General features: G+C 44.5%; 21 protein-coding genes and 2 tRNA genes. 14 read left to right on the plus strand and 9 right to left on the minus strand.

The genetic code is table 11. The features are described 5' to 3' along the window. Positions 1–20: 20 nt before the first annotated feature. Positions 21–155, minus strand: a complete 135-nt coding sequence (locus CLV59_RS29295; RefSeq protein WP_262511896.1) for a hypothetical protein — start codon at positions 153–155, stop codon at positions 21–23. Between the two features lie 271 nt (positions 156–426). Between CLV59_RS29295 and CLV59_RS08800 the strand changes: the two genes are divergently transcribed. Next, positions 427–1,164: a superoxide dismutase gene (locus CLV59_RS08800; protein WP_111591711.1), complete on the plus strand. Its 738-nt coding sequence runs from the start codon at positions 427–429 to the stop codon at positions 1,162–1,164. Between the two features lie 65 nt (positions 1,165–1,229). Here the strand turns inward: CLV59_RS08800 and CLV59_RS08805 are convergent, their stop codons facing one another. The 3 genes from CLV59_RS08805 to CLV59_RS08815 are packed head-to-tail and all read right to left on the minus strand — an operon-like array spanning position 1,230 to position 5,006. After that, complete coding sequence (locus tag CLV59_RS08805; protein WP_111591630.1) at positions 1,230–2,861, minus strand: ArnT family glycosyltransferase; 1,632 nt, start codon at positions 2,859–2,861, stop codon at positions 1,230–1,232. Between the two features lie 19 nt (positions 2,862–2,880). Next, the gene (locus CLV59_RS08810; RefSeq protein ID WP_111591631.1) at positions 2,881–3,555 is read right to left on the minus strand and encodes a phosphatase PAP2 family protein; all 675 of its coding nucleotides are present in this window, start codon (positions 3,553–3,555) and stop codon (positions 2,881–2,883) included. Positions 3,556–3,566: 11 nt separating this feature from the next. After that, the gene (locus tag CLV59_RS08815; protein ID WP_111591632.1) at positions 3,567–5,006 is read right to left on the minus strand and encodes an LptF/LptG family permease; all 1,440 of its coding nucleotides are present in this window, start codon (positions 5,004–5,006) and stop codon (positions 3,567–3,569) included. A gap of 81 nt (positions 5,007–5,087) precedes the next feature. On the opposite strand from CLV59_RS08815, the gene CLV59_RS08820 reads away from it, so the two are divergent. Next, positions 5,088–5,699: a hypothetical protein gene (locus tag CLV59_RS08820; RefSeq protein ID WP_111591633.1), complete on the plus strand. Its 612-nt coding sequence runs from the start codon at positions 5,088–5,090 to the stop codon at positions 5,697–5,699. Here CLV59_RS08820 and CLV59_RS08825 read toward each other — a convergent pair whose 3' ends face one another. After that, positions 5,700–6,080, minus strand: coding sequence for an START-like domain-containing protein (locus tag CLV59_RS08825; protein WP_111591634.1), 381 nt, complete (start codon positions 6,078–6,080; stop codon positions 5,700–5,702). A gap of 363 nt (positions 6,081–6,443) precedes the next feature. Between CLV59_RS08825 and CLV59_RS08830 the strand changes: the two genes are divergently transcribed. The 9 genes from CLV59_RS08830 (at position 6,444) to CLV59_RS08870 (ending at position 14,652) form a co-directional block, all read left to right on the plus strand. Continuing rightward, positions 6,444–7,313: a sigma-70 family RNA polymerase sigma factor gene (locus CLV59_RS08830; protein ID WP_073083942.1), complete on the plus strand. Its 870-nt coding sequence runs from the start codon at positions 6,444–6,446 to the stop codon at positions 7,311–7,313. A gap of 459 nt (positions 7,314–7,772) precedes the next feature. Then, positions 7,773–9,101, plus strand: a complete 1,329-nt coding sequence (gene ffh / locus CLV59_RS08835; protein WP_111591635.1) for a signal recognition particle protein — start codon at positions 7,773–7,775, stop codon at positions 9,099–9,101. A gap of 104 nt (positions 9,102–9,205) precedes the next feature. Further along, complete coding sequence (gene rpsP, locus CLV59_RS29425; RefSeq protein ID WP_111591636.1) at positions 9,206–9,658, plus strand: 30S ribosomal protein S16; 453 nt, start codon at positions 9,206–9,208, stop codon at positions 9,656–9,658. A 74-nt stretch (positions 9,659–9,732) separates the two neighbouring features. After that, a complete protein-coding gene (gene rimM / locus CLV59_RS08845) occupies positions 9,733–10,254 on the plus strand; it encodes a ribosome maturation factor RimM (RefSeq protein ID WP_111591637.1) in 522 nt (173 codons plus the stop codon). A 47-nt stretch (positions 10,255–10,301) separates the two neighbouring features. After that, on the plus strand, positions 10,302–10,973 hold the full coding sequence (gene trmD / locus CLV59_RS08850; protein WP_111591712.1) for a tRNA (guanosine(37)-N1)-methyltransferase TrmD: 672 nt from the start codon (positions 10,302–10,304) through the stop codon (positions 10,971–10,973). A gap of 118 nt (positions 10,974–11,091) precedes the next feature. Next, positions 11,092–11,439 (plus strand): 50S ribosomal protein L19, encoded by a 348-nt coding sequence (gene rplS, locus CLV59_RS08855; RefSeq protein WP_111591638.1) that lies wholly within the window; start codon positions 11,092–11,094, stop codon positions 11,437–11,439. A gap of 157 nt (positions 11,440–11,596) precedes the next feature. Then, a complete protein-coding gene (locus CLV59_RS08860; RefSeq protein WP_111591639.1) occupies positions 11,597–11,854 on the plus strand; it encodes a Sec-independent protein translocase subunit TatA/TatB in 258 nt (85 codons plus the stop codon). A 55-nt stretch (positions 11,855–11,909) separates the two neighbouring features. Next, positions 11,910–13,355 carry an Asp-tRNA(Asn)/Glu-tRNA(Gln) amidotransferase subunit GatA gene (gatA, locus tag CLV59_RS08865; protein ID WP_111591640.1) on the plus strand — a complete coding sequence of 482 codons (1,446 nt, stop codon included), beginning with the start codon at positions 11,910–11,912 and terminating at the stop codon, positions 13,353–13,355. Between the two features lie 10 nt (positions 13,356–13,365). After that, a complete protein-coding gene (locus tag CLV59_RS08870; protein WP_111591641.1) occupies positions 13,366–14,652 on the plus strand; it encodes a lytic transglycosylase domain-containing protein in 1,287 nt (428 codons plus the stop codon). 82 nt (positions 14,653–14,734) lie between these two features. Here CLV59_RS08870 and CLV59_RS08875 read toward each other — a convergent pair whose 3' ends face one another. The 3 genes from CLV59_RS08875 to gap all read right to left on the minus strand — a co-directional run bounded on the left by CLV59_RS08875 (position 14,735) and on the right by gap (position 18,639). Then, the gene (locus CLV59_RS08875) at positions 14,735–16,150 is read right to left on the minus strand and encodes a cation:proton antiporter (protein WP_111591642.1); all 1,416 of its coding nucleotides are present in this window, start codon (positions 16,148–16,150) and stop codon (positions 14,735–14,737) included. Between the two features lie 113 nt (positions 16,151–16,263). Next, positions 16,264–17,457 carry a phosphoglycerate kinase gene (locus CLV59_RS08880; protein WP_111591643.1) on the minus strand — a complete coding sequence of 398 codons (1,194 nt, stop codon included), beginning with the start codon at positions 17,455–17,457 and terminating at the stop codon, positions 16,264–16,266. Positions 17,458–17,622: 165 nt separating this feature from the next. Then, the gene (gene gap / locus CLV59_RS08885) at positions 17,623–18,639 is read right to left on the minus strand and encodes a type I glyceraldehyde-3-phosphate dehydrogenase (RefSeq protein WP_111591644.1); all 1,017 of its coding nucleotides are present in this window, start codon (positions 18,637–18,639) and stop codon (positions 17,623–17,625) included. Between the two features lie 140 nt (positions 18,640–18,779). Between gap and CLV59_RS08890 the strand changes: the two genes are divergently transcribed. After that, positions 18,780–18,851 (plus strand) — tRNA-Glu (locus CLV59_RS08890). Between the two features lie 42 nt (positions 18,852–18,893). Here the strand turns inward: CLV59_RS08890 and CLV59_RS08895 are convergent. Beyond that, positions 18,894–19,469, minus strand: coding sequence for an ester cyclase (locus CLV59_RS08895; RefSeq protein ID WP_111591645.1), 576 nt, complete (start codon positions 19,467–19,469; stop codon positions 18,894–18,896). 239 nt (positions 19,470–19,708) lie between these two features. Here CLV59_RS08895 and CLV59_RS08900 point away from each other — a divergent pair, with 239 nt between their 5' ends. After that, entirely contained in the window at positions 19,709–20,959 is a 1,251-nt protein-coding gene (locus CLV59_RS08900; protein WP_111591646.1) for an MFS transporter, read from the plus strand. Positions 20,960–21,095: 136 nt separating this feature from the next. Further along, a tRNA-Glu gene (locus CLV59_RS08905) sits at positions 21,096–21,167 on the plus strand. Positions 21,168–21,216 lie beyond the last annotated feature (49 nt).

Here is a 21,216-nt window from a genome sequence, read left to right on the forward strand (position 1 = left end):
TAGTTTTCATATTTCAGTTCTCAACTCAGATACGGTCTTACTAACAACGGAACAATCCAGCATTGGGTATGCTCAATATTTTTTACGTTGGCCATAGTAGCAAGGGTGACATTTCTATCTCCACAGTTAGCAGCACCTGGGATAAATAGTATCATTATTTGTAAAAAATTAAAATAGATTCATCTTCACATGAAGGTAATGGTAAAATAGTATTATTTCCAGAATTATCCATAAAGTCAACCCGTATTTTTCCGGAAAGCAAGGGGTATAATCACCTGTTGTACTGGTTCTCAATAGGATAGAGGACTTTAAATAGTTTAAGGAATTTAGAATTGTAATCATCTGGTGCAAAATTTGATAAAATATTTAACCTGCTAACCAGTAGATTTGTATCTGCTCAGTCACAAACAAATTCAATCTTTTCATATGAACAAAAGAGAATTTATCAAGCTTACCGGCCTCGCCGGGGCCGCTGTTTTAAGCGGACCGCTTGCCAGCCTGGCTGCACCGTCAGCCACCGTGAAAACCAATTTCGCCGATCCTAAAGCTCCTTTCGTTTTACCCCCACTGCCTTACGGCTATGATGCGCTGGAGCCTAATATCGACAAAATGACCATGGAAATCCATCACGACAAGCACCACGCCGCTTATGTGAAGAATTTGAACGATGCCCTCCCTAATACGCCATTTGCGTCCCTGACCCTGGAACAGATTCTGAAAAAAGTAACCGCTGCTCCTACTGAGAAGGCTATACGCAATAACGCCGGAGGCCATTACAATCACTCCCTCTTCTGGACCCTGCTGAGTCCTGCTAAAACTACTCCTTCGGAAAAACTGAAAGCGGCTATCACCGCTAACTTCGGTTCGTGGGATGCCTTCCAGCAGAAATTCAATGATGCTGCGAAAACAGTATTTGGTTCAGGTTGGGCCTGGCTGATTGTTACGCCTGGAAAAAAACTGGCGATCCTCAATACGCCTAACCAGGATAACCCGCTGATGGTGAACCTTGTGAAAGAAACAGGCGCGCCTATCCTGGCCCTGGATGTGTGGGAACACGCTTATTACCTGAAGTACCAGAACAAACGTCCGGATTATATCAATGCTTTCTGGAACGTGATTAACTGGAATGAAGTGGAGAAGAGATTTAACGCAGCAATGGCATAGTCTGTTGTAGTATTACGATAAAAAGCGAAGGGGTTCCGATTCGGAACCCCTTCGCTTTTTATCGTTTATTTTCTTTTGAAGAATACAAAACCGTTCTTCTCACCAATCTTCTCTAAGTTCGGATGCTGTAAATAAGGCTCCGCATCTGTTATCCTGCAAATAAAGTAAGCAGGCTTATCGATGGCGCCATTCAGCAACCATTCTGTATTGTAATAGTTCGGATTACTGTGCGGCATTTCGCGACTATAATAATGCTGTGCATAACTATGATAGCTCAATGCTTTTACATACACATCCTTACCCTGGAAAGATTCGAAGAACTCGATAGCCGCACGCTGAGAATAAGCCTCTACTTTCGGTACGAAATGTACTACGGTTACCTGGATGGCGAGGATAGTGCTAACGAATAATGTAATCAAGCCTTCCTGCATCTTCTTTCTTGCGAGCAAAATGCTACTGATAATAACCATTATCATATAGCCGATACCGTAGCCGCATTCTGCCAGCGACCAGGGAACATCTGCCTGCAGATTGGCCACTGCAAATTTATCCCCGATATAAGGAATCAGCTGATCCTTATATACGCCTACCAGTGGCAAAGCGCCAATGGCTATACCCAACACAACTCCAATGAATACCAGTATGGCCAGGTTCCACCCACGGAAGCGGATTTTACCTTCTGCCACTTTGTAAACCTGTACTGCTGCCAGGAAGGAGAGTGGGAAATAACAGAGAGATGAATAGTGAACTATCTTGGTTTTTACAATCGAGAAAAGGATCAGTACTACCCAGAATAATACCCACATCCACTTTCTGAAATCTTTCAGTTCAGGAGCAGGAGCGGTAGCGCTGTTGTAAATGGATGTTTTCTTGCCTCGCTGTAAGTAAGTGAACAAGAAAACGCTTGCCGGGAAACAGCCTACCAGCAATACTATCCAGTGGTAGAAAAACGGTCCGCCGTGACCGGCATCTTCCGTAGTCAACAGTCGAATTTGGTATTTCACAAATTCATTGACAAACCACCATCCATGCGCCAGGATTTCATAGCCAAACCACAACAGTGTGGTAAAACAAGCCAGCAAGGCAATCATACCAATGTGCCAGAGCTTGATAGCAATACGTCCCTTGTTTACCAGCCAATAAACTACCAGGCAGAGGATAGCTACCAGAATAGCTACCGGTCCTTTTGTAAGTACCGCCAGCCCCAGCATGAAACCGCTGAGAGAAGCCATACGGAAAGGTTTGTCCGAATGCGCTATGCGATAGGCAAAGTAAATAGCCAGGAATATAAACAGGTTGAACGTTGGATCAATGATACCAGACTTAAAGTAAAAGTGTGGCAGCCAGGAACCTGCGTAAACGAGTACCCACCAGAGGCCCAGTTTAGCATCGCCATGTTTTTTACCGATGGTATAGAGAGACAACAGGGTGGCAATTCCTACGATAGCATTGGGAAAACGGGCTGCGAAATCATTCACGCCGAAGATCATCATACTACCTACCTGCATCCAAATAAACAAAGGTGGCTTTTCCCAGAAGGGACGAAAATCAATCTGTACTTGACTAAAGTTGTGCGTTACAATCATCTCCCGTGCAGCCTCTGCGAAGTTTATTTCATCCCAGTCAAACAAGTGAACCGCGCCCAGGAAAGGAATAAACAGCAAAGCTGCAAACAGAGCAATCAACAGGTATTTCATTATAAAAAACTAAATTTTTCTAAGCAGGTGCGTTGGCATTTAGCACAGCTTCCGGACAGAGTTCCGGTGCTACTGTATTATTTCTTAACCGGAAAAGGCTGTAAACGGTAACACTGCTAAGTGTACCAACTATGCTACCCACGTAAACATCTGCAAAGAAATGTTGCGCGAGGTAGATTCTTGTATAGGCTGCTACCAGGGCAAGCAGAATGAAACCGAAACCCCACCTCTTTTCCGGAGAAATGAGTGCAAGGAAACAGAACATGCCAAATGCACCGGCAGAATGGCCGGATGGGAAACTGTTACTACTGTGCACAGTCACCCATTTTACGGTGTGTACCAGCGTGCTGGCCTCTTCTCCGAAATAGAGAATGGGGCGTGGCGCACTGAAATAATGTTTGGCTACCTGTACAATAAGTACAGCCAGCAGGAAAGACGCCAGACCCATGAAAAAGAGTCTGAATCTTTGCATTACCAACATCAGGATCAAAATCACGCTAAACATGATTCCATCACCCAAATAGGTAAGCCCTGTTACCAGCAAATCCGCCCATTTAGAATGTACCCCGTTAATACTGAGGAATAATTCACGTTGGCTGTAGCTGGCGAGTAAAATTCCGCCTATGACAACCCATAGTACGAATGGCAGAAAGAAGTAGGCATTCTTTCTGAACAGTGTTAACAGCGTTTTCAATTCTGTAGGTTTTAATTTGTAGGTTGCTTCTTAAATCTTTGTAAGAACTTTTTCACTTTTTGAATAATGCGAAAATAGAATTCTTTATTGAAAAGCTGCGAATCATTCATGGCTTTATAGATTAAAAAAGCCGCGATTGGCAACAAGACAATATTAGAGAGCCACATACCTGACCAGGTCTGCATTACGCCACTTCTGGCCATTTTCTCTCCAATCATAAAGAATACGTTGAAAATTACGAAGAAAATAACCGCAAATACCAGTGGCGTACCCAATCCACCTTTTCTGATAATAGAGCCCAGTGGAGCTCCAATCAGGAACATTACAATACAGGCTGCCGCCAGCGTAAACTTACGCTGCCATTCCACCTTGAACATGAGTATAGAACCATGTTGATCTTCATAGCCTTTTGCCGGCGTTTCCAGGGAGCTGAGCGCATCCCGGGTGGTTTGTTCTGCTCTTTCCAGGATATTCCGACGCTGATCCAATGGGATCGTGTCTTCAAAATCCTTCACTTTCAACGGCGGAGCAGAAGCTGCCCAGGCTGAATCTTTCCACTTAAAGAAAGTATATCGACTGGTCACATAGGAGTTAATAGCTTTACCATAACCGTTTTCCAATTTTTGGATAGAGTCGATCGCAATATCCAGCTGGCGGATATTCAACATTTGCTGGTTGGAAGCGAACAGATCCATATTGAGCCTGTTAAAAGCAAACGCTTTCAGGTCAAAGGCTTTACTGTACTTTTTGAAACCCAGTCGGACCATGTCCTGTGGTACGGTAAATCCACGATTACCACGTTCTTCATATCTCCATCCGTTTTCCAGGATGAAATAGAGAAAGCGTTTATCTGCGGTTAATACCATCTGACCTTTTTCCGCAGCAATGATTTTATCTCCGTTACCACCGGTGGTATGATCAAAAATCAATACCTGGTGGATTGTTTGGTTATCCTTGTCTTTCTGGGCTACTTTGATCGTATATCCAGGAATATCTTTATAGAAAATGCCTGCTTTAATGTTGAAGGCGGGTCTTGCATTGGTGATATCCCAAAGGAGGGATTTTGCCTGCAGATTGGCAACGGGAATGACATAGTTGGCAAACAGGAATGCGCCATACGCCACCAGAATGGCGATCATTAGCAGCGGGCGCATGAAGCGCAGCAGGGAAATACCGGAAGATTTCAGGGCTACCAGCTCAAAACTTTCTCCCAGGTTCCCGAAGGTCATGATGGAAGAGAGCAGAACGGCCAGTGGAAGTGCCAACGGTACGAGGGTAGCACTGGTATAGCCAATCAGCTGAATGATAACAGTAGTATCGAGGCCTTTTCCCACCAGGTCATCAATGTACTTCCAGAGGAATTGCATAATCAGTACAAACAACGTCACAAAGAAAGTGGCAATGAAAGGTCCCAGAAATGTTTTTATAATGAGTTTGTCGAGTTTTTTCACTGATAATGCTATATTAAACCGTAAAGTTAGTACGAATTCACAAAGGAGCGATAATTGCACCTGAAAATCGCGTTAAATTATATGGAAAATTTTGAATTAACCGCAGCAGAGGCCGAGGTGGCCATGAGTGCCGACCTGCTATTACTCAAAAACCGGGTAATGGAAAAGGTAGTGGAGTTAATGGGAGCGATACATAGGGGATTAGGGGAGACACAGGCTCACCATGCCTTTGCGTTTGAGCCGGAATGGCTGCGGCAATCGGCCAAAATATCAAAAGGAGAACAATACCGGCAGTTACCCTGGGTAATGCTGGATTTCCCGAGATATTTTTCGGGCAAAGACGTTTTTGCTTTCCGGACCATGTTCTGGTGGGGGCATTACTTCGTTAGTACCCTTCATTTGGCAGGAAAGGTAAAGGAACGCTTTCTGGATACGATTGCAGACAACCAGTCAGTACTGGCCGGCAATGGTTTTCAGGTTTACCTGGGAGATGACCCCTGGGAACATGATTTCGAAGGCGGGAATTATAAACCCATCGGGAATATTAGTTTAGCAGACTGGAGGTTGGTTACAGATCGTCATGATTTCCTTAAGATAGCGAAGCCGTATTCGCTGGCGCAATGGGGTGAAGTAAAAGACGAAGTAGTGGCAGCGTATGCAGCCCTCCTTGCATTACTTGACAACAAAGGCTGATCAGTTTCCTATTCTGTGGAATAAATCTTTCACTTGATATTCCCACAATTGACTCTGGTCCTTGATCTCTTTTTTCTCCGCGAAATCTTTTACTACAAGAATAGTTTCATTGGTTACTTCAGAAATCTGGATACGGAATTCGAAATATTCTTCTTTCGGGGCATGTTTCCAGTGGAGGCGGATAAATTCATCCTCTTCTTGCTCCAGCACTTCTGCTTCTTCTTCAGTGCCGTTCCAGGAGAATGAAAAAACGTTATCACGGAAGTCAACTTTATCTGCGAACCATTCCTGTAAGCCAGCCGGCGTAGATAGAAATTCGTACAATATACCGGGTGAGCATCTAACCGGGAATTCCAGCTCGTATAGCACTTTCTTTGACATCTCTCAAATTATTAGTAAATCAATATCATCAGGTTGCAATTATAGAAAATTATTTATTCTGTCAAAATAATTTACGGTTTTTTTTTAACTATTCCCAGAAAAGTTTAGTCACGTTAAATAAAATCTATTTATTATTATTTATAATAATATCATTTTTTGATATATGGATGTATATTCGCCAAGGGCCATACTGTGCGAAATTTTTCGAAAATTTGCAAGCACTTAAACGTCAATCGATTTTGTTTGAAAATGATTTAAAAACGACAATATTTTTTTGGGTGGTATCTAAAAAAACTTATTTTTGTCAGGCATTCATCAAATCTTAACTTTTTATTAACCTGTAACTGTTCCGACTCTATGTCAATGCGCCAACTTAAAATCACTAAATCCATTACCAACAGGGAGTCACAATCCCTGGAAAAGTATCTGCAGGAGATTGGGAAAGTGGATTTAATCACGCCGGAGGAAGAGGTTAATCTTGCTATCCGCATCAAGCAGGGTGATCAGAGAGCGTTGGAAAAGCTTACCAAAGCAAACCTCCGTTTTGTGGTGTCCGTTGCTAAACAGTATCAGAATCAGGGCCTGTCTCTCAGTGATCTTATCAATGAGGGCAACCTGGGGTTAATTAAAGCTGCTCAACGTTTTGATGAAACGCGCGGTTTTAAATTCATCTCCTACGCAGTGTGGTGGATTCGTCAATCCATCCTGCAGGCTTTGGCTGAACAATCCAGAATCGTGCGTCTGCCCCTCAATAAAGTGGGCCTGAGCAACAAAATCAGCAAAGCCTATTCACAACTGGAACAGGAATTCGAAAGAGAACCTTCTCCCGACGAACTGGCCACCATCCTGGAAATCAATACAGACGAAGTAGAAGCCACTCTCGGCGTTGCTGCCCGTCACGTATCCATGGACGCGCCCTTCATCGATGGTGAAGATAACTCCCTCCTCGATGTACTGGAAAATCCAAACGCTGTAAGCGCTGATGAAGAGCTGGATCACCACGACTCCCTGCGTCGTGAAATTGAACGCTCCCTCTCTACTTTGACCGACAGACAAAAAGATGTCATCATGCTGTATTTCGGTATCGCAGTGGAACATCCTATGTCGCTCGAAGATATCGGAGAGAAATTTGGCCTGACCCGCGAACGCGTACGCCAGATCAAAGATAAAGCCATCACTAAACTGAGAACCACTTCCCGCAGTAAACTGCTCCGCAACTACCTGGGAAGCTGATCCAAATAAACTTTTTCTTACAGACCCGTCCGGCTACTGCCAGACGGGTCTTTTTTTCGCGAGTTTTTTCTCGCAAAGGGCGCAAAGGCGAGTTTTTTTGCTCGCAGAGCAACAGAGCAGCAAAGCAGCAAAAAATAAGTAGTTGGATATGGTGGGGAGATGGAGATGGGGGAGAGGGAGATAGGATGTTTGGATGTTTGATGGGGTTATTTTGAATTTTGGACTCCTGAAAACGCAATTATCTCGCTTTTAAAATAATAGGGAAATCAATTTATAATGTTAATTTTATTTTGTAAATGATTAGTAATCAATAAATAATTTTAATTTTTATCCGTATTTTCTTTGCTGCTTTGCTGCTCTGCTGCTCTGCGAGCAAAAACACCCGCTCCATCCCCCTCCACCTCCTTTGCGCCTTTGCGAGAAACTTACTACATTTGCCAACCGTTTAAAATACCGACAATGTTTGAATCACTTTCAGAGCGGCTCGACTCCGCGTTTAAACAACTTAAGGGTGAAGGCCGTATCTCAGAAATAAATGTGGCATCCACAGTTAAGGAAATCCGCCGTGCACTGGTGGATGCGGATGTGAACTTCAAGATAGCAAAGGAATTTACCGATAAAGTAAAAGATAAAGCACTGGGAGAAAAAGTAATTACTGCTATCTCTCCAGGACAGCTGATGGTGAAAATCGTTAAAGACGAACTCGCCGAACTCATGGGCGGCACCGAAGCTGAATTTGATATTAAGAATAATCCTACTGTCGTTCTGATCGCAGGTTTACAGGGTTCTGGTAAAACCACCTTCTCTGGTAAACTGGCCAACTACCTCAAAACCAAGAAAGGTAAAAAACCTCTCCTGGTAGCGGCGGATATTTACCGTCCGGCAGCGATCGACCAGCTGAAAGTGCTGGGAGAACAGATCGAGGTGGAAGTCTACAGTGAACCTGAAAACAAAAATGCTGTTCAGATCGCTGAAAACGCTGTTAAACACGCGAAAGCACAAGGAAATAACGTCATTATCATCGATACTGCCGGTCGTCTGGCCATTGATGAAGTGATGATGACCGAGGTAGCCAACGTAAAAGCCGCAGTAAAACCAAATGAAATCCTCTTCGTAGTGGATTCCATGACCGGTCAGGATGCCGTGAATACCGCCAAAGCGTTCAATGAGCGCCTGGACTTCAGCGGTGTGGTACTGACCAAGCTGGATGGCGATACCCGCGGTGGTGCTGCCTTAACGATCAAGTATACTGTTGAGAAACCGATTAAGTTTGTCAGCATGGGTGAAAAACTCGATACCCTCGACGTTTTCTACCCTGAACGTATGGCACAGCGTATCCTCGGCATGGGTGATATCACCACCCTGGTAGAACGTGCGCAGGCACAGTTCGACGAGGAACAAGCTAAAAAACTGGAAAAGAAAATTCGCCAGAATCAGTTCGATTTCGATGACTTCCGCGAACAACTCCAGCAAATCAAGAAAATGGGTAACCTGAAAGACCTGATGGGGATGATTCCAGGGGTTGGTAAGGCGATCAAGGATATCGATATCAGCGATGATGCTTTCAAAGGCATTGAAGCCATGATTAACTCCATGACTCCCGCTGAAAGAGGAGATCCAGATCTGATCGATGGCAGCCGCCGTAAGCGTATTGCAGCCGGTAGCGGTAAAAATATCCAGGATGTGAATCAGTTCATGAAACAGTTCGAACAAATGCGTCAGATGATGAAAATGATGAACAAATTCGGCGCTGGTGGAAGAGGACTGAAAGGAATGATGAAAAGATAAATCTGGGGATAAAAATATTTTTGTAAATATCAACTTAGAAGGTTACATTTGCATCCCTAATTAAACAATATTTCCTAACTCGCAAAAAATAACTCGACTTATTTATGCCAGTAAAAATCAGACTGCAAAGACATGGCGCGAAGAAGAGACCTTTCTACTTTATCGTAGTAGCTGACGCTCGCGCTCCAAGAGATGGTAAATTCATCCAGAAAATCGGTACTTACAATCCACTGACTGTACCTGCTTCAATCAACATCGATACTGAAAAAGCATTGCGTTGGTTACAGAAAGGTGCTCAGCCTACCGATACTGTAAGAAGAATCCTCTCTTTCAAAGGTGTATTGTATTTGAAACACCTGTTAAGAGGTGTTACCCTGGGTCTGTTCGACGAACCTACTGCTTACCAAAAGTTCGCACAATGGCAAGCTGAACACGAACAGAAAGTTTCTGCTCGCCGCGATGGTCACAGAAAGTCTAAACTTGCTGCTCCTATCGTTAGAAAAGTAGAAGATACTCCTGCTGCTCCAACTGCAGAAGGCGAAGGTACAGAAGCATAAAACGGCAACGTTTTAACAAATACCTGAAAAGGAAATATTTGCCCCGCAAATATTTCCTTTTTTAATTTCCAATTATGAGTAATTACTTCAGTATAGGTAAACTGTTGTCCGCTCACGGGTTACAGGGGGAAATCCTTGTGAAACATAGTCTGGGTAAACGTTCCGCCCTCAAAGGGGTAGAAGCGGTATTCCTGGAAGAGCGTAAGAACAGCTTTATTCCTTACTTCATTAAAGAGGTGAAGGCAAAAAATGCCGATCATCTCTATCTGAAACTGGATGGCATCGATAGCAAGGAAGCAGCACAAAAGCTACTTCCCGGCCAGGTATACCTCCAGGAAGCAGATTTCAAGGAGCAAACCGCTTCTTCCGCACCTTTAGCCTTGCTGGGATATACGGTAGAGGATGCCCATCATGGTACTTTAGGCCAGATTGAGGAGGTGATTGAAATGCCGATGCAGGTATTGGTTAAAGTGCAAATAAGCGGAAAAGAAGCCCTGTTGCCTATCAATGACCAGTCACTCGTAAAAATGGATAAGAAGAACCAGGTAGTATATGTAGACCTTCCAGAGGGCTTGGTGGAATTATATACTGGTTGAGTATTAAACCAGGGGTGCAACTGGATAAAGGGCACAAAACCGGCATTATGCGTATTGATATTATAACGGTGCTTCCTGAGCTGCTGGAAAGTCCGCTTTCCCACAGCATTATGAAGCGCGCACAGGCCAAAGAGCTGCTGGAAGTACATCTGCATCCGTTGCGGGAATATTCTTCTCTGAAGCATCAGCAGGTGGATGATTACCAGTTTGGCGGCGGAGCGGGTATGGTGATGATGCTGGAACCTATCGTCAATTGTATAGAATCTCTGCAGGCAAAGGTGAAGTATGATGAAATCATTTATATGACACCGGATGGGGAGACACTAAACCAACGGATGGCCAACCAGCTGTCTATGAAAGGAAATCTGCTCATTCTTTGCGGGCATTACAAGGGGATAGACCAGCGAATCCGGGATCATTTCATTACGAAGGAGATTTCCATCGGGGATTACGTGCTTTCTGGCGGAGAGCTGGGAGCAGCCGTACTGGTGGATGCTATCGGGCGATTACTGCCTGGCGTTTTGAATGATGAGACCAGCGCTTTGTTCGACTCATTCCAGGACAATCTGCTGGCGCCTCCGGTATATACGAGGCCGGTAGAGTTCCGCGGATGGAAAGTGCCGGATATACTTTTAAGCGGCGATCACCGGAAAATTGATGAATGGCGTCATCAGCAGGCATTGGACCGAACCAAAGCCAGACGCCCTGATTTGTTGTAAATTAAGTAATTAGATATTAGTCAGAAGGTATTTTGATCATTTTGCGGAAATTATTCAGCATTAATTTGGTAAATGCTATTTCTTGACTTACTTTTGCACTCCCATAAATATTTGAAAGATGAACGCAATTTCGTTTGTTCACGAGCAACTGACAGCAAAAAAACAGTACCCGAAGTTTAAAGCAGGCGACAACGTCACTGTCAATTATAAAATCGTGGAAGGTAATAAAGAAAGGATTCAGTCCTTTAAAGGTGATGTGGTTAAAATCCAGGGTACAGGTTTTACCGCTTCTTTCACTGTTAGAAAAATTTCTGACGGTATCGGTGTGGAAAGGCTGTTTCCACTTTACTCCCCTAACATCGATTCTATCGTGTTAAACAAAGTGGGTAAAGTTAGAAGAGCGAGATTGTACTACCTGCGCGAACGTGCTGGTAAAGCAGCCCGTATCAAAGAAAAAAGGGTTTAGTATAAATACAGGGAAATTAGTAATAAGCGGGGCCTTACCGGTTCCGCTTTTTTCATTTCATTAAAATGCTCTTAAATATCCCCGGGAAGCAAACCCTGGGGGTGAAAAAGCGGATTTTTGGTTTATCTTTGTAGACTTAATTAAATAATCGAGAAAGATGACTGCTGTATTTGCTAAATCTACCTTTTTATTCCTGTCCGATGTTGGCGGTTCTGAATTGCTGCTGATTGCTATCGTGGTGTTACTGCTGTTTGGCGGTAAGAAAATACCTGAACTCATGCGTGGCCTGGGTAAAGGTATCCGTGAGTTTAATGATGCCAAGAATAATGTACGTCAGGAAATTGAGGAAGGCATGAGAGATAAACCTGCCGCTCCAACTCAATCCTCTACAACCGATACCGGCGCACAAGCGTAAGGGGTTGTACACGTTACGAGCTTATCAATCATAATATTATTTAACTGATTTAGCCTTGTCTGAATTCAGCAGTATAACGTCTTTTCACAAAGCATTATACGCCGGCAGCATTACCTGTGTGGAAAAGGTACGTTCGTATCTGGATCGCATACAGGAGCTAAAACACTTGAATGCCTTTTTAGAGGTTTATGAAGAAGAAGCGCTGGAGACAGCCCGTCGTCTGGATGAACGCATTAAAAGCGGTCAGAAAGTAGGGTCTCTGGCAGGAGTGGTAATAGGTATTAAGGATGTTATTTGCTACAAAGGCCATAATGTAAGTGCCGCTTCCAGGATATTGGAAGGGTTTACGTCATTATATTCTGCCACTGCAGTGGAACGACTGCTGGCGGCAGATGCCATTATTATCGGTAATCTGAACTGTGATGAGTTTGCCATGGGTTCTACCAATGAAAACTCTGCTTTCGGTCCTACCCTGAATGCACTGGATAATTCCCGTGTACCAGGCGGTTCTTCCGGAGGCTCCGCAGTGGCAGTGCAGGCAGATCTCTGTCAGGTTAGTCTGGGCTCCGATACCGGAGGTTCCGTTCGCCAACCGGCTGATTTCTGTGGGATTGTAGGACTTAAACCAACCTACGGCAGAGTCTCCCGATACGGTTTAATCGCCTACGCGTCATCTTTTGACCAAATAGGTGTTTTTGGCAAGGATATTGCCGATGTGGCAGCGATTCTACAGATCATAGCCGGTCCGGATGAGTTCGATAGTACGGCTTCTCAAAAAGAAGTTCCTGATTATCAAATAAGTCCGGCACACAATAAAACCTGGAATTTTACGTATTTAAGAGATGCGTTGTACCATGATGGGCTTGATCCGGAAATGAAGGATGCTTTTATAGATTTCTTTGAATCATTGGTAGACCAGGACCATACTGTTAAGGGCAGTGGATTTGACTTGATCGATTACATTGTGCCTGCCTATTATGTCCTGACAACTGCCGAAGCTTCCAGCAACCTGTCGCGTTATGATGGTGTGAAATATGGCCACAGAACGCAGCAAGAAAACCTCGAACTGACAGATTTTTACAAAAAAAGTAGATCTGAAGGTTTTGGTAAGGAGGTAAAAAGACGTATCTTACTGGGGTCTTTTGTATTAAGTTCAGGCTATTATGACGCCTATTATACTAAAGCTCAACAAGTTAGACGTTTGGTTGCTGATAAATTGAACCAAATATTAGATCAGTACGACGCCATACTAATGCCAACTGTGCCTTCAACGGCATTTAAATTAGGGGAAAAATCAAATGACCCTATAGCTATGTACCTAGCCGACATTTATACGGTATTAGCGAATTTGGTAGGGGTTCCGGCCATATCCGTCCCCATAGGTAGGCATTCAAACGGGATGCCATTTGGTGTGCAGATCATTACAAAGAAGTTTGACGAGGCGAACCTGTTAAATATTGCCCATCAGTTGATGGATCGCAAGCAGGTAGCAACTGTTTAAAATAAATTGTATGAGAAAAATCTTTTTACTTACGCTGTTGCCAGCATTGAGTTTTGGGAAAGTGAGAGCAGGTAGCAACGGCATACCTAAAGAGAGCGGCATTGCAGCTATTGCAGTAGCCGACACCAGTGTATTGACGCACGCCAAGGTGAAAGTGAAGTTGCCTAAAGACACGGCCGATCACGCTACTCCTACTTCCGTCGCGGTGAAAAAAGCCGCCCAAAGTTTGCCGAATACTATTCGCAGCGCGAAAGTGTACGAACAAATTAACAACAACCTGGTAGCTGGTTATGTGAATAACTACGCAACCCGGTATAGTCAGCATCTCCAAATCATGATCGAAAGAGGTCAACCCTACTTCGCCATGGTGGAGAAAATCTTCCGTGAACACGGTATCCCTGAGGAAATGAAATACCTCGCGGTAATCGAATCCAGTTTTAATACCAACGCACGCTCCAGAGTAGGCGCCGTAGGTGCATGGCAGTTTATGGCCGGTACCGCCCGCATATTCGGTCTGAACGTAGGTAAGAAAGTAGACGAAAGAAAAGACTTCTATAAATCTACCCTCGCCGCAGCACAATACCTGAACCAACTGTATGATCAGTTCGGCGACTGGCTGCTGGTAGTAGCTGCATATAACTGCGGCGCCGGCGGTGTACAACGTGCAATGAAAGCCAGCGGTCGTGAAGACTTCTGGGGCATGCAGTATTTCCTGCCTGCTGAATCCCGTAACCACGTGTACAAATTTATTGCTACCGGTTACATCCTCGACCGATTCAACAACTTCTTCGGTGTAAGCATGGATGATAACAAAGCAGTAACCGTTAATAACACTGCAGATAATACTCCTTCTATTGTTGGCGTTGCAAGAGGCCCGCTCACAGAAGAAGAGATCTATAATACTGTTGAAATCAATGTTACCGGTAAATACAGACTGGAAGCAATCGCTAAATCACTGGATGTAGACGTTCCTTCTCTGGATCGCCTGAATCCTGGATTTGCCAAAGCAATGGCTTCTCCGGCAAATGCTTATGACCTGCGCATTCCAAAAGATAAGATGAAGCAGTTCATGGCAGAGAAAGAAGAAATTCTGAAAGAGTCAGTTGCTATGTCTCTGGATGATAAAGCAGTAGGTGTGGATAAATCTAAATTCCCTGCTCCTGCAAAGATGCCGGAAACAAAAGAAGCTCCTGCTAAAGCTCCTGCAGCTAAGAAAGCGGCAACGCACCACAGCAAGAAAAAACATTACGGCGCTAAAAAAACTACCGCTAAAAAGAAATCAACTCGCAAACACTAAGCAGTTGAAAAGATAAAAACGAAGAAGCCGTCTCTACTCAGTAGAGACGGCTTCTTCGTTTTACGACTATATATGATGTAACCTAAGCAGTAACCGTTTTATGTTGTCGTTTTTCTGACATCTCTACTAAATCCAGTAGTGGGCCCGTCATGAAGGTGGTGGCTAATGCCATCAATACTAACATGGCAAATATTTCAGGAGAAAGAATGCCGAGGTCATAACCAATATTCAGCACTACCAGTTCCATCAATCCGCGGGTATTCATCAAAGCGCCTATTGCCATCGACTGACGCCAGTTTTGTCCCATTAAACGGGCAGTGACAGCGCTACCGCCAAATTTTCCGCCTACAGCAACCAGCATGATCATACCGAAAGCTGCCCATAGATGTCCTTGTGAAAGCAGGCCTATGTGAGTACGTAAACCGGTGAAAGCAAAGAAAATAGGGAGGAGGATCAATACAGATACATCTTCCAGTTTATCGGTGAAGATCTTACGGATAGTTTCCTGTGCAGGCATGATTGCGCCGGCGAGGAATGCCCCGAACAATGCGTGGATTCCAATTACTTCTGCCATCCATGCTGAAAGGAGTAATGTGAAGAATACAAATCCCGCTGCACTTTTTTCATGGCCCTTATCTAATTGAGACTGAATTGCCCTCTTAAGCCAGGGTCTCACTAACATTATCATTAATGTTACAAATACAACGGCTAATGCAATAGTGATAGCGGCAGTAGCCAAACCAGAGGCTTTTGCAATGGCTACCACAATGGCCAGAATACACCAGGCTGTGATATCATCGGCAGCGGCACAGGTAATAGCCAGGGTGCCCAGTGGCGTACCTGTGAGTTTTCTTTCCTGTACAATTCTTGCCAGTACCGGGAAAGCGGTTATACTCATCGCAATACCCATAAAGAGCGCGAATGCAAGGAAACTCACATTAGCAGGAGCGAAGGATTCAAATATGAAATAAGCCAGTCCTACGCCCAGGAAAAAAGGAACAACAATGCTGGCGTGACTAATCATCACTGCATCGTGCGCTTTATTCTTGATTTTATTCAGATCCAGTTCCATTCCTACGATAAACATGAAGAATGCTAATCCTATCTGGCTAAGGAATTGGAGACTTTTCAACGAATCTGGCGGAAACAGAAATGCGGAGAAAGATGGTGTGATCCAACCCAGTAGGGAAGGGCCTAATAGCACGCCTGCAATAATTTCGCCGACAACAGACGGCTGACGAACCAGATTGGCCAGTTTACCAAAGAGGCGGGCGGCCAGCATGATCACGACAATCTGTAGTAGTAACAGACTGAGAGGGTGTTTAAAATTTTCCAGGTACTGCATCCAGGTGTTGCTGGAAGTCAGTACAGATGGGGTGGCGCTATGTGCCAGGGCAACTGTTTTTACGGGAAGCGACTGTCCTTTGTCCAGTACAAACCATATAAGCGCACCAAATATCCCGATGATAACGGGGTACCAGATGAGGCGTTTGTTCATAAGTGTTGATTAAATCTGTAGGAAAGATAATCAATTCTCTTCAAGGCTAATAAATAGGAAAAGCGCCGGGGTGGCGCTTTTCCTATTACAGTACTATTGTTAATAATTATTTATTATTGGATCGCAGCGATACCTGGCAGTACTTTTCCTTCGAAGAATTCCAGCATAGCGCCACCACCGGTGGATACATAGCTTACTTTATCTGCGAAACCGAACTGATTAACGGCAGCAACGCTGTCGCCACCACCTACCAGAGAAAAAGCGCCACCAGCGGTAGCTGCAACGATGGCATCAGCTACGCCTTTAGTACCGCCCTGGAATGCTTCCATTTCAAACACGCCCATAGGACCATTCCAGAGGATGGTTTTAGAAGCCTGAATGGTTTTAGAGAAGAGTTCTACCGATTTAGGACCGATGTCCAGGCCCATCCATCCGGCAGGGATATTATCGTTGGAAACCAGCTGGGTAGCTGCATCGGCAGCGAATTTATCAGCAGCAATGGAGTCCAGCGGCAGGAGGAAATTGACGTTGTTGATTTTTGCTTTCTCCAGCAGTTCATTTGCCAGATCCAGTTTATCATTTTCCACGAGGGAGTTACCGATTTCTTTGCCTTGTGCTTTCAGGAAAGTGTAGGCCATACCGCCACCGATGATGATGTTGTTGGCACGTTCCATCAGGGTTTCGATGATGAGGATTTTATCAGAAACTTTTGCGCCGCCGAGAATGGCGGTAAAAGGTGCTTCAGCGTTGTTCAGTACTTTTTCCGCGTTGCTTACTTCTGCTTCCATCAGGTAGCCGAACATTCTGTTGGAAGGATCGAAATACTGTGCGACAACAGCCGTGGAGGCGTGAGCGCGGTGAGCGGTACCGAAAGCATCGTTTACGTATACATTACCGAGTTTGGCCAGTTGTTCTGCGAATGCGGGGTCTCCTTTTTCTTCTGCTTTGTGGAAGCGGAGGTTTTCGAGGAGGAGAACTTCGCCCATTTGGAGGTCGGCGGCTGCTTTTTCAGCAACGGGGCCTACGCAGTCGTTGGCGAATTTCACGGTAACGCCATCCAGCAGGGTGATGAGGTGATATACGAGATGTTTTAAAGAGTATTTATCGGTAGGGCCGTCTTTCGGGCGACCGAGGTGGGACATGAGGATAACGGCGCCACCATCTTTCAGTACTTTTTTGATGGTAGGAACAGCCGCGCGCATGCGGGTATCGTCAGTGATTTGGAAATTGTCGTTCAACGGCACGTTGAAATCAACACGGATCAAGGCTTTCTGGCCATTGAAGTTATAATCGGAGAACTTGCTCATCGGATATCAGTTTAAATAACATTAGGGTAATTCCATAAAAAAACCGCGGAACCAACAGCACAAAGCATTTACATCCGTGTGACCGGTTGGCTGCTGTTATGGTGTAGTTGCGCGGAATTTATAACAAAGCCCGCGCCGAAGCGGGGGCTTTATGTTTGGTATTAATTATTTGCTGATCAGGCCGGCGAAGTACTTCACAGTACGAACCAGCTGAGATACGTAGCTCATTTCGTTATCGTACCAGGAAACGGTTTTCACCATTTGATGCTCACCAACAGTGATTACTTTGGTTTGAGTAGCATCGAACAGGGAACCGTAGTGGATACCGATGATATCAGAGCTAACAATTTCATCTTCAGTATAACCGAAAGATTCGTTGGAAGCTGCTTTCATAGCTGCATTGATTTCTTCAGCAGTTACTTTTTTGCCGAGGATGGTAGTCAGTTCAGTGAGGGAACCAGTGATGGTTGGAACGCGTTGAGCGCCGCCATCCAGTTTACCTTTCAGAGCTGGGAGTACCAGACCGATTGCTTTAGCGGCGCCGGTGCTGTTAGGAACGATGTTCGCGGCAGCAGCGCGTGCACGGCGCAGGTCACCTTTTGGATGAGGAGCATCCAGGGTGTTCTGGTCGTTGGTGTAAGCGTGAACAGTGGTCATCAGACCGGTAACGATACCGTAGGTATCCTGCAGTACTTTCGCCATAGGAGCGAGACAGTTGGTAGTGCAGGAAGCGCAGGAGATAACGGTTTCAGAACCGTCCAGGATATCGTGGTTTACGTTGAATACGATAGTTTTCAGATCACCGGTAGCAGGAGCAGAGATCACTACTCTTTTAGCGCCGGCAGTGATGTGAGCTTCCGCTTTATCTTTATCAGCGAAGAAACCAGTACACTCGATTACCACATCAATTTCATGCTGTTTCCATGGAATTTGAGAAGGGTCTTTCTGAGCGTAAATTTTGATATCTTCACCATTTACGTTAATTGCGTCGTCAGAATTTTTAACCTCTGCATCAAACCTACCCTGCGCTGAATCATATTTCAGCAAATGCGCCAGTTGCTTAGGACTGGTGAGGTCATTGATTGCAACAACATCAATACCGGGCATTTTGTAAATCTGGCGGTATACCAAACGACCAATACGGCCGAACCCATTAATACCAATTTTGAGAGTAGTTCCCATTTTACATCGTGATTTGAATATGAAAAAATCGAAGGCGAATTTACAAGCTATACCCGTATTAATCAATAGATTTTTAGGTTATCAAAATTTTTTTTGGAAATATAAAAAAAGGTCCTACTTTTGCAATCCCAAAACGATACGCCGCGTTGGTCAAGGGGTTAAGACGCCTCCCTTTCACGGAGGAATCACGGGTTCGATTCCCGTACGTGGTACAAGAAAAAGTCTCTACTCAGGTAGAGACTTTTTTTATTTTATCACTTTGCCAGTCCAATTTGTTTCATAAAGGACTGATTATCCCAGAACAGGTATTCTTCCATCATTTTTCCATCTTTCCAGTGGCCTATAGTGACCATACTTAGCTTAAACGGTTTTCCTGTAGGCGGAATCGTTTTTCCACCGCCGATAGGCATAGGTCGGGAAAAAGTACCATTCATCTCCCCAATTACTGCTGTCCAGTCTCCTTCTCCAAATCTTACAGGGTGTGAAGTTATTTTGGTATCCGGTGCAAATACAAACATGGGCTTCAGCATATCAATATGTTGCGGAAATAAGCCAGTGGAAGTGGAGCCATCCGGATAGTACACTTTAATATTTGCATCGTGGCTGATGGCCAGCGAATCCCATTTCTGACCGGAGTAAAAGTCGAAATCCAGGGTGTCGAATCGTTGAAGCCGCTGAGCTGTCAGAGCTTTCTCTGCCCTGTATTGCTTCAGTTCCGTTTCCAGGGAATCCACTTTTGCCTGCAAGCCCCTGTTTCCCATGTTTCCGCAACCTGTCAACAGTCCGTAACCGGCAATGGCCGCCATTAGCAAATTAATACCTGTTTTCATAAGGAATGTTTTAGTCTTAACAGGATGGCTCCGGGAATGTTTTTGGCCCTTAAAACGGCTTAAAATGGCTTATGGCCGCTTTTGTTATAGAAAAGTGGTCATGAGTTGAGATGAGGGAGAGATGTTATATAATGTTTTGACAATGCATCCCCATCGTCCGGATTTTAATAATTCTTTAAGTTAGTAAAGTAAATTAATAAAGTTACTTTACTATTTTTGTACTGGAATCGGAGTGGAGTATGAACATCAGTACATTTAGTGCATTTAAGAGCCGGAACTACCGGTTGTATTTTAGCGGACAGTCTGTATCTCTCATTGGAACATGGATGCAGAAAACAGCCGTCAGCTGGGTGGTATATGCCCATACGCATTCGAAATTCATGCTGGGAATGACCATATTCGCCAGCCTGTTTCCTTCATTCATGTTTTCTTTTTTAGGAGGCATTGCATCCGACAGGTACAATCGGTATAAATTACTGCTGCTCACGCAATTCGCGTCCATGCTGCAAGCGCTGGCACTTACACTGCTGGTGTACTTCAAACATTATACGGTTTGGCATATAATCGGACTTAGCGCGGTATTAGGAGTGATAAATGCCTTTGATGTGCCGGCAAGGCAATCGCTCGTGTATGAAATGGTGGATAATAAGGCCGACTTACCAAACGCATTGGCACTGAATTCTTCTATGGTGAATTTATCACGGTTGATAGGTCCCGGCCTTGCAGGTATTGCTTTGGAGAAATTGGGAGACGACATCTGCTTTGCCCTCAATACCTTCAGCTTTGTTGCAGTAATCGCCTCTCTGCTCTTCATGAAGTTGCCCGCATGGCAACCATCCAAAAAACACAAAGCCGTATTACGCGAACTGAAAGAAGGTTTGATATATGTAAAACATACGCCTGCCATATCCCAGATCTTAACCATCCTGGGGATGATGAGTTTATTGGTACTGCCTTATACAACCCTCATTCCCGTATATGCGAAAGATATCTTTAAAGGGTCCGCGTCTACTTTCGGTATCATCGACAGCGCGATAGGATTGGGAGCATTGTTCGGTGGTCTATACCTCGCTTCATTGAAACCGGGACGCAACCTGCGTAAAGTACTCGCCATAAATACCATCATTCTGGGAATGGGGCTCGTGCTGTTTTCTCATACTACCTGGTATCCGATCGCATTGTTGTTTGCTACGCTCTGTGGTTTTGGTATGATGTCGCAGGTAACGATTTCTAATACGATTATTCAAACAACGGTAGATCCGGCAGTAAGAGGACGCATCATTAGTTTGTATGCGATGGTGTTTTTTGGACTACAACCATTAGGCGGATTACTTGTAGGTACTATCTCTCAATATATCGGAACGCCGAATACCGTATTGATACAAGGACTCTTCACTTTAGTAGTTGGCGGTTATTCTCTCCGACTCATCAACAAAAGGGAAGTACCCATCGCTGTAATGCAGGAAGAACCGCAGGAAATGCATGGTTAATTCAATTTAATTCCGATATTTGCAGCCCGGTTCTTTGATAGTAAAACAACGCCTTCAAAAAGTTTTTTCAGAAAATTTGAAAATAAATTTGGCGGATATGAATGTTTTCCTATCTTTGCAATCCCAAAACGGAAACGCCGCGTTGGTCAAGGGGTTAAGACGCCTCCCTTTCACGGAGGAATCACGGGTTCGATTCCCGTACGTGGTACAAGAAAAAGTCTCTACTTAGTAGAGACTTTTTTTATTTTATCACTTCC

The sequence above is a fragment of the Chitinophaga dinghuensis genome, from assembly GCF_003259435.1.
GTDB lineage: Bacteria > Bacteroidota > Bacteroidia > Chitinophagales > Chitinophagaceae > Chitinophaga > Chitinophaga dinghuensis.

Excerpts from the sequence above, each read along its gene's own strand:
- CLV59_RS08800 (WP_111591711.1), top strand. The coding sequence starts at position 427 with ATGAACAAAAGAGAATTTATCAAGCTTACCGGCCTCGCCGGGGCCGCT.
- ffh (WP_111591635.1), top strand. The coding sequence starts at position 7,773 with ATGTTTGAATCACTTTCAGAGCGGCTCGACTCCGCGTTTAAACAACTT.
- CLV59_RS08875 (WP_111591642.1), bottom strand. The coding sequence starts at position 16,150 with ATGAACAAACGCCTCATCTGGTACCCCGTTATCATCGGGATATTTGGT.
- CLV59_RS08820 (WP_111591633.1), top strand. The coding sequence starts at position 5,088 with ATGGAAAATTTTGAATTAACCGCAGCAGAGGCCGAGGTGGCCATGAGT.
- CLV59_RS29295 (WP_262511896.1), bottom strand. The coding sequence starts at position 155 with ATGATACTATTTATCCCAGGTGCTGCTAACTGTGGAGATAGAAATGTC.
- CLV59_RS08900 (WP_111591646.1), top strand. The coding sequence starts at position 19,709 with ATGAACATCAGTACATTTAGTGCATTTAAGAGCCGGAACTACCGGTTG.
- rimM (WP_111591637.1), top strand. The coding sequence starts at position 9,733 with ATGAGTAATTACTTCAGTATAGGTAAACTGTTGTCCGCTCACGGGTTA.
- CLV59_RS08830 (WP_073083942.1), top strand. The coding sequence starts at position 6,444 with ATGCGCCAACTTAAAATCACTAAATCCATTACCAACAGGGAGTCACAA.
- CLV59_RS08860 (WP_111591639.1), top strand. The coding sequence starts at position 11,597 with ATGACTGCTGTATTTGCTAAATCTACCTTTTTATTCCTGTCCGATGTT.
- CLV59_RS08870 (WP_111591641.1), top strand. The coding sequence starts at position 13,366 with ATGAGAAAAATCTTTTTACTTACGCTGTTGCCAGCATTGAGTTTTGGG.
- gap (WP_111591644.1), bottom strand. The coding sequence starts at position 18,639 with ATGGGAACTACTCTCAAAATTGGTATTAATGGGTTCGGCCGTATTGGT.
- rpsP (WP_111591636.1), top strand. The coding sequence starts at position 9,206 with ATGCCAGTAAAAATCAGACTGCAAAGACATGGCGCGAAGAAGAGACCT.
- CLV59_RS08805 (WP_111591630.1), bottom strand. The coding sequence starts at position 2,861 with ATGAAATACCTGTTGATTGCTCTGTTTGCAGCTTTGCTGTTTATTCCT.
- rplS (WP_111591638.1), top strand. The coding sequence starts at position 11,092 with ATGAACGCAATTTCGTTTGTTCACGAGCAACTGACAGCAAAAAAACAG.
- CLV59_RS08895 (WP_111591645.1), bottom strand. The coding sequence starts at position 19,469 with ATGAAAACAGGTATTAATTTGCTAATGGCGGCCATTGCCGGTTACGGA.
- trmD (WP_111591712.1), top strand. The coding sequence starts at position 10,302 with ATGCGTATTGATATTATAACGGTGCTTCCTGAGCTGCTGGAAAGTCCG.
- CLV59_RS08825 (WP_111591634.1), bottom strand. The coding sequence starts at position 6,080 with ATGTCAAAGAAAGTGCTATACGAGCTGGAATTCCCGGTTAGATGCTCA.
- CLV59_RS08880 (WP_111591643.1), bottom strand. The coding sequence starts at position 17,457 with ATGAGCAAGTTCTCCGATTATAACTTCAATGGCCAGAAAGCCTTGATC.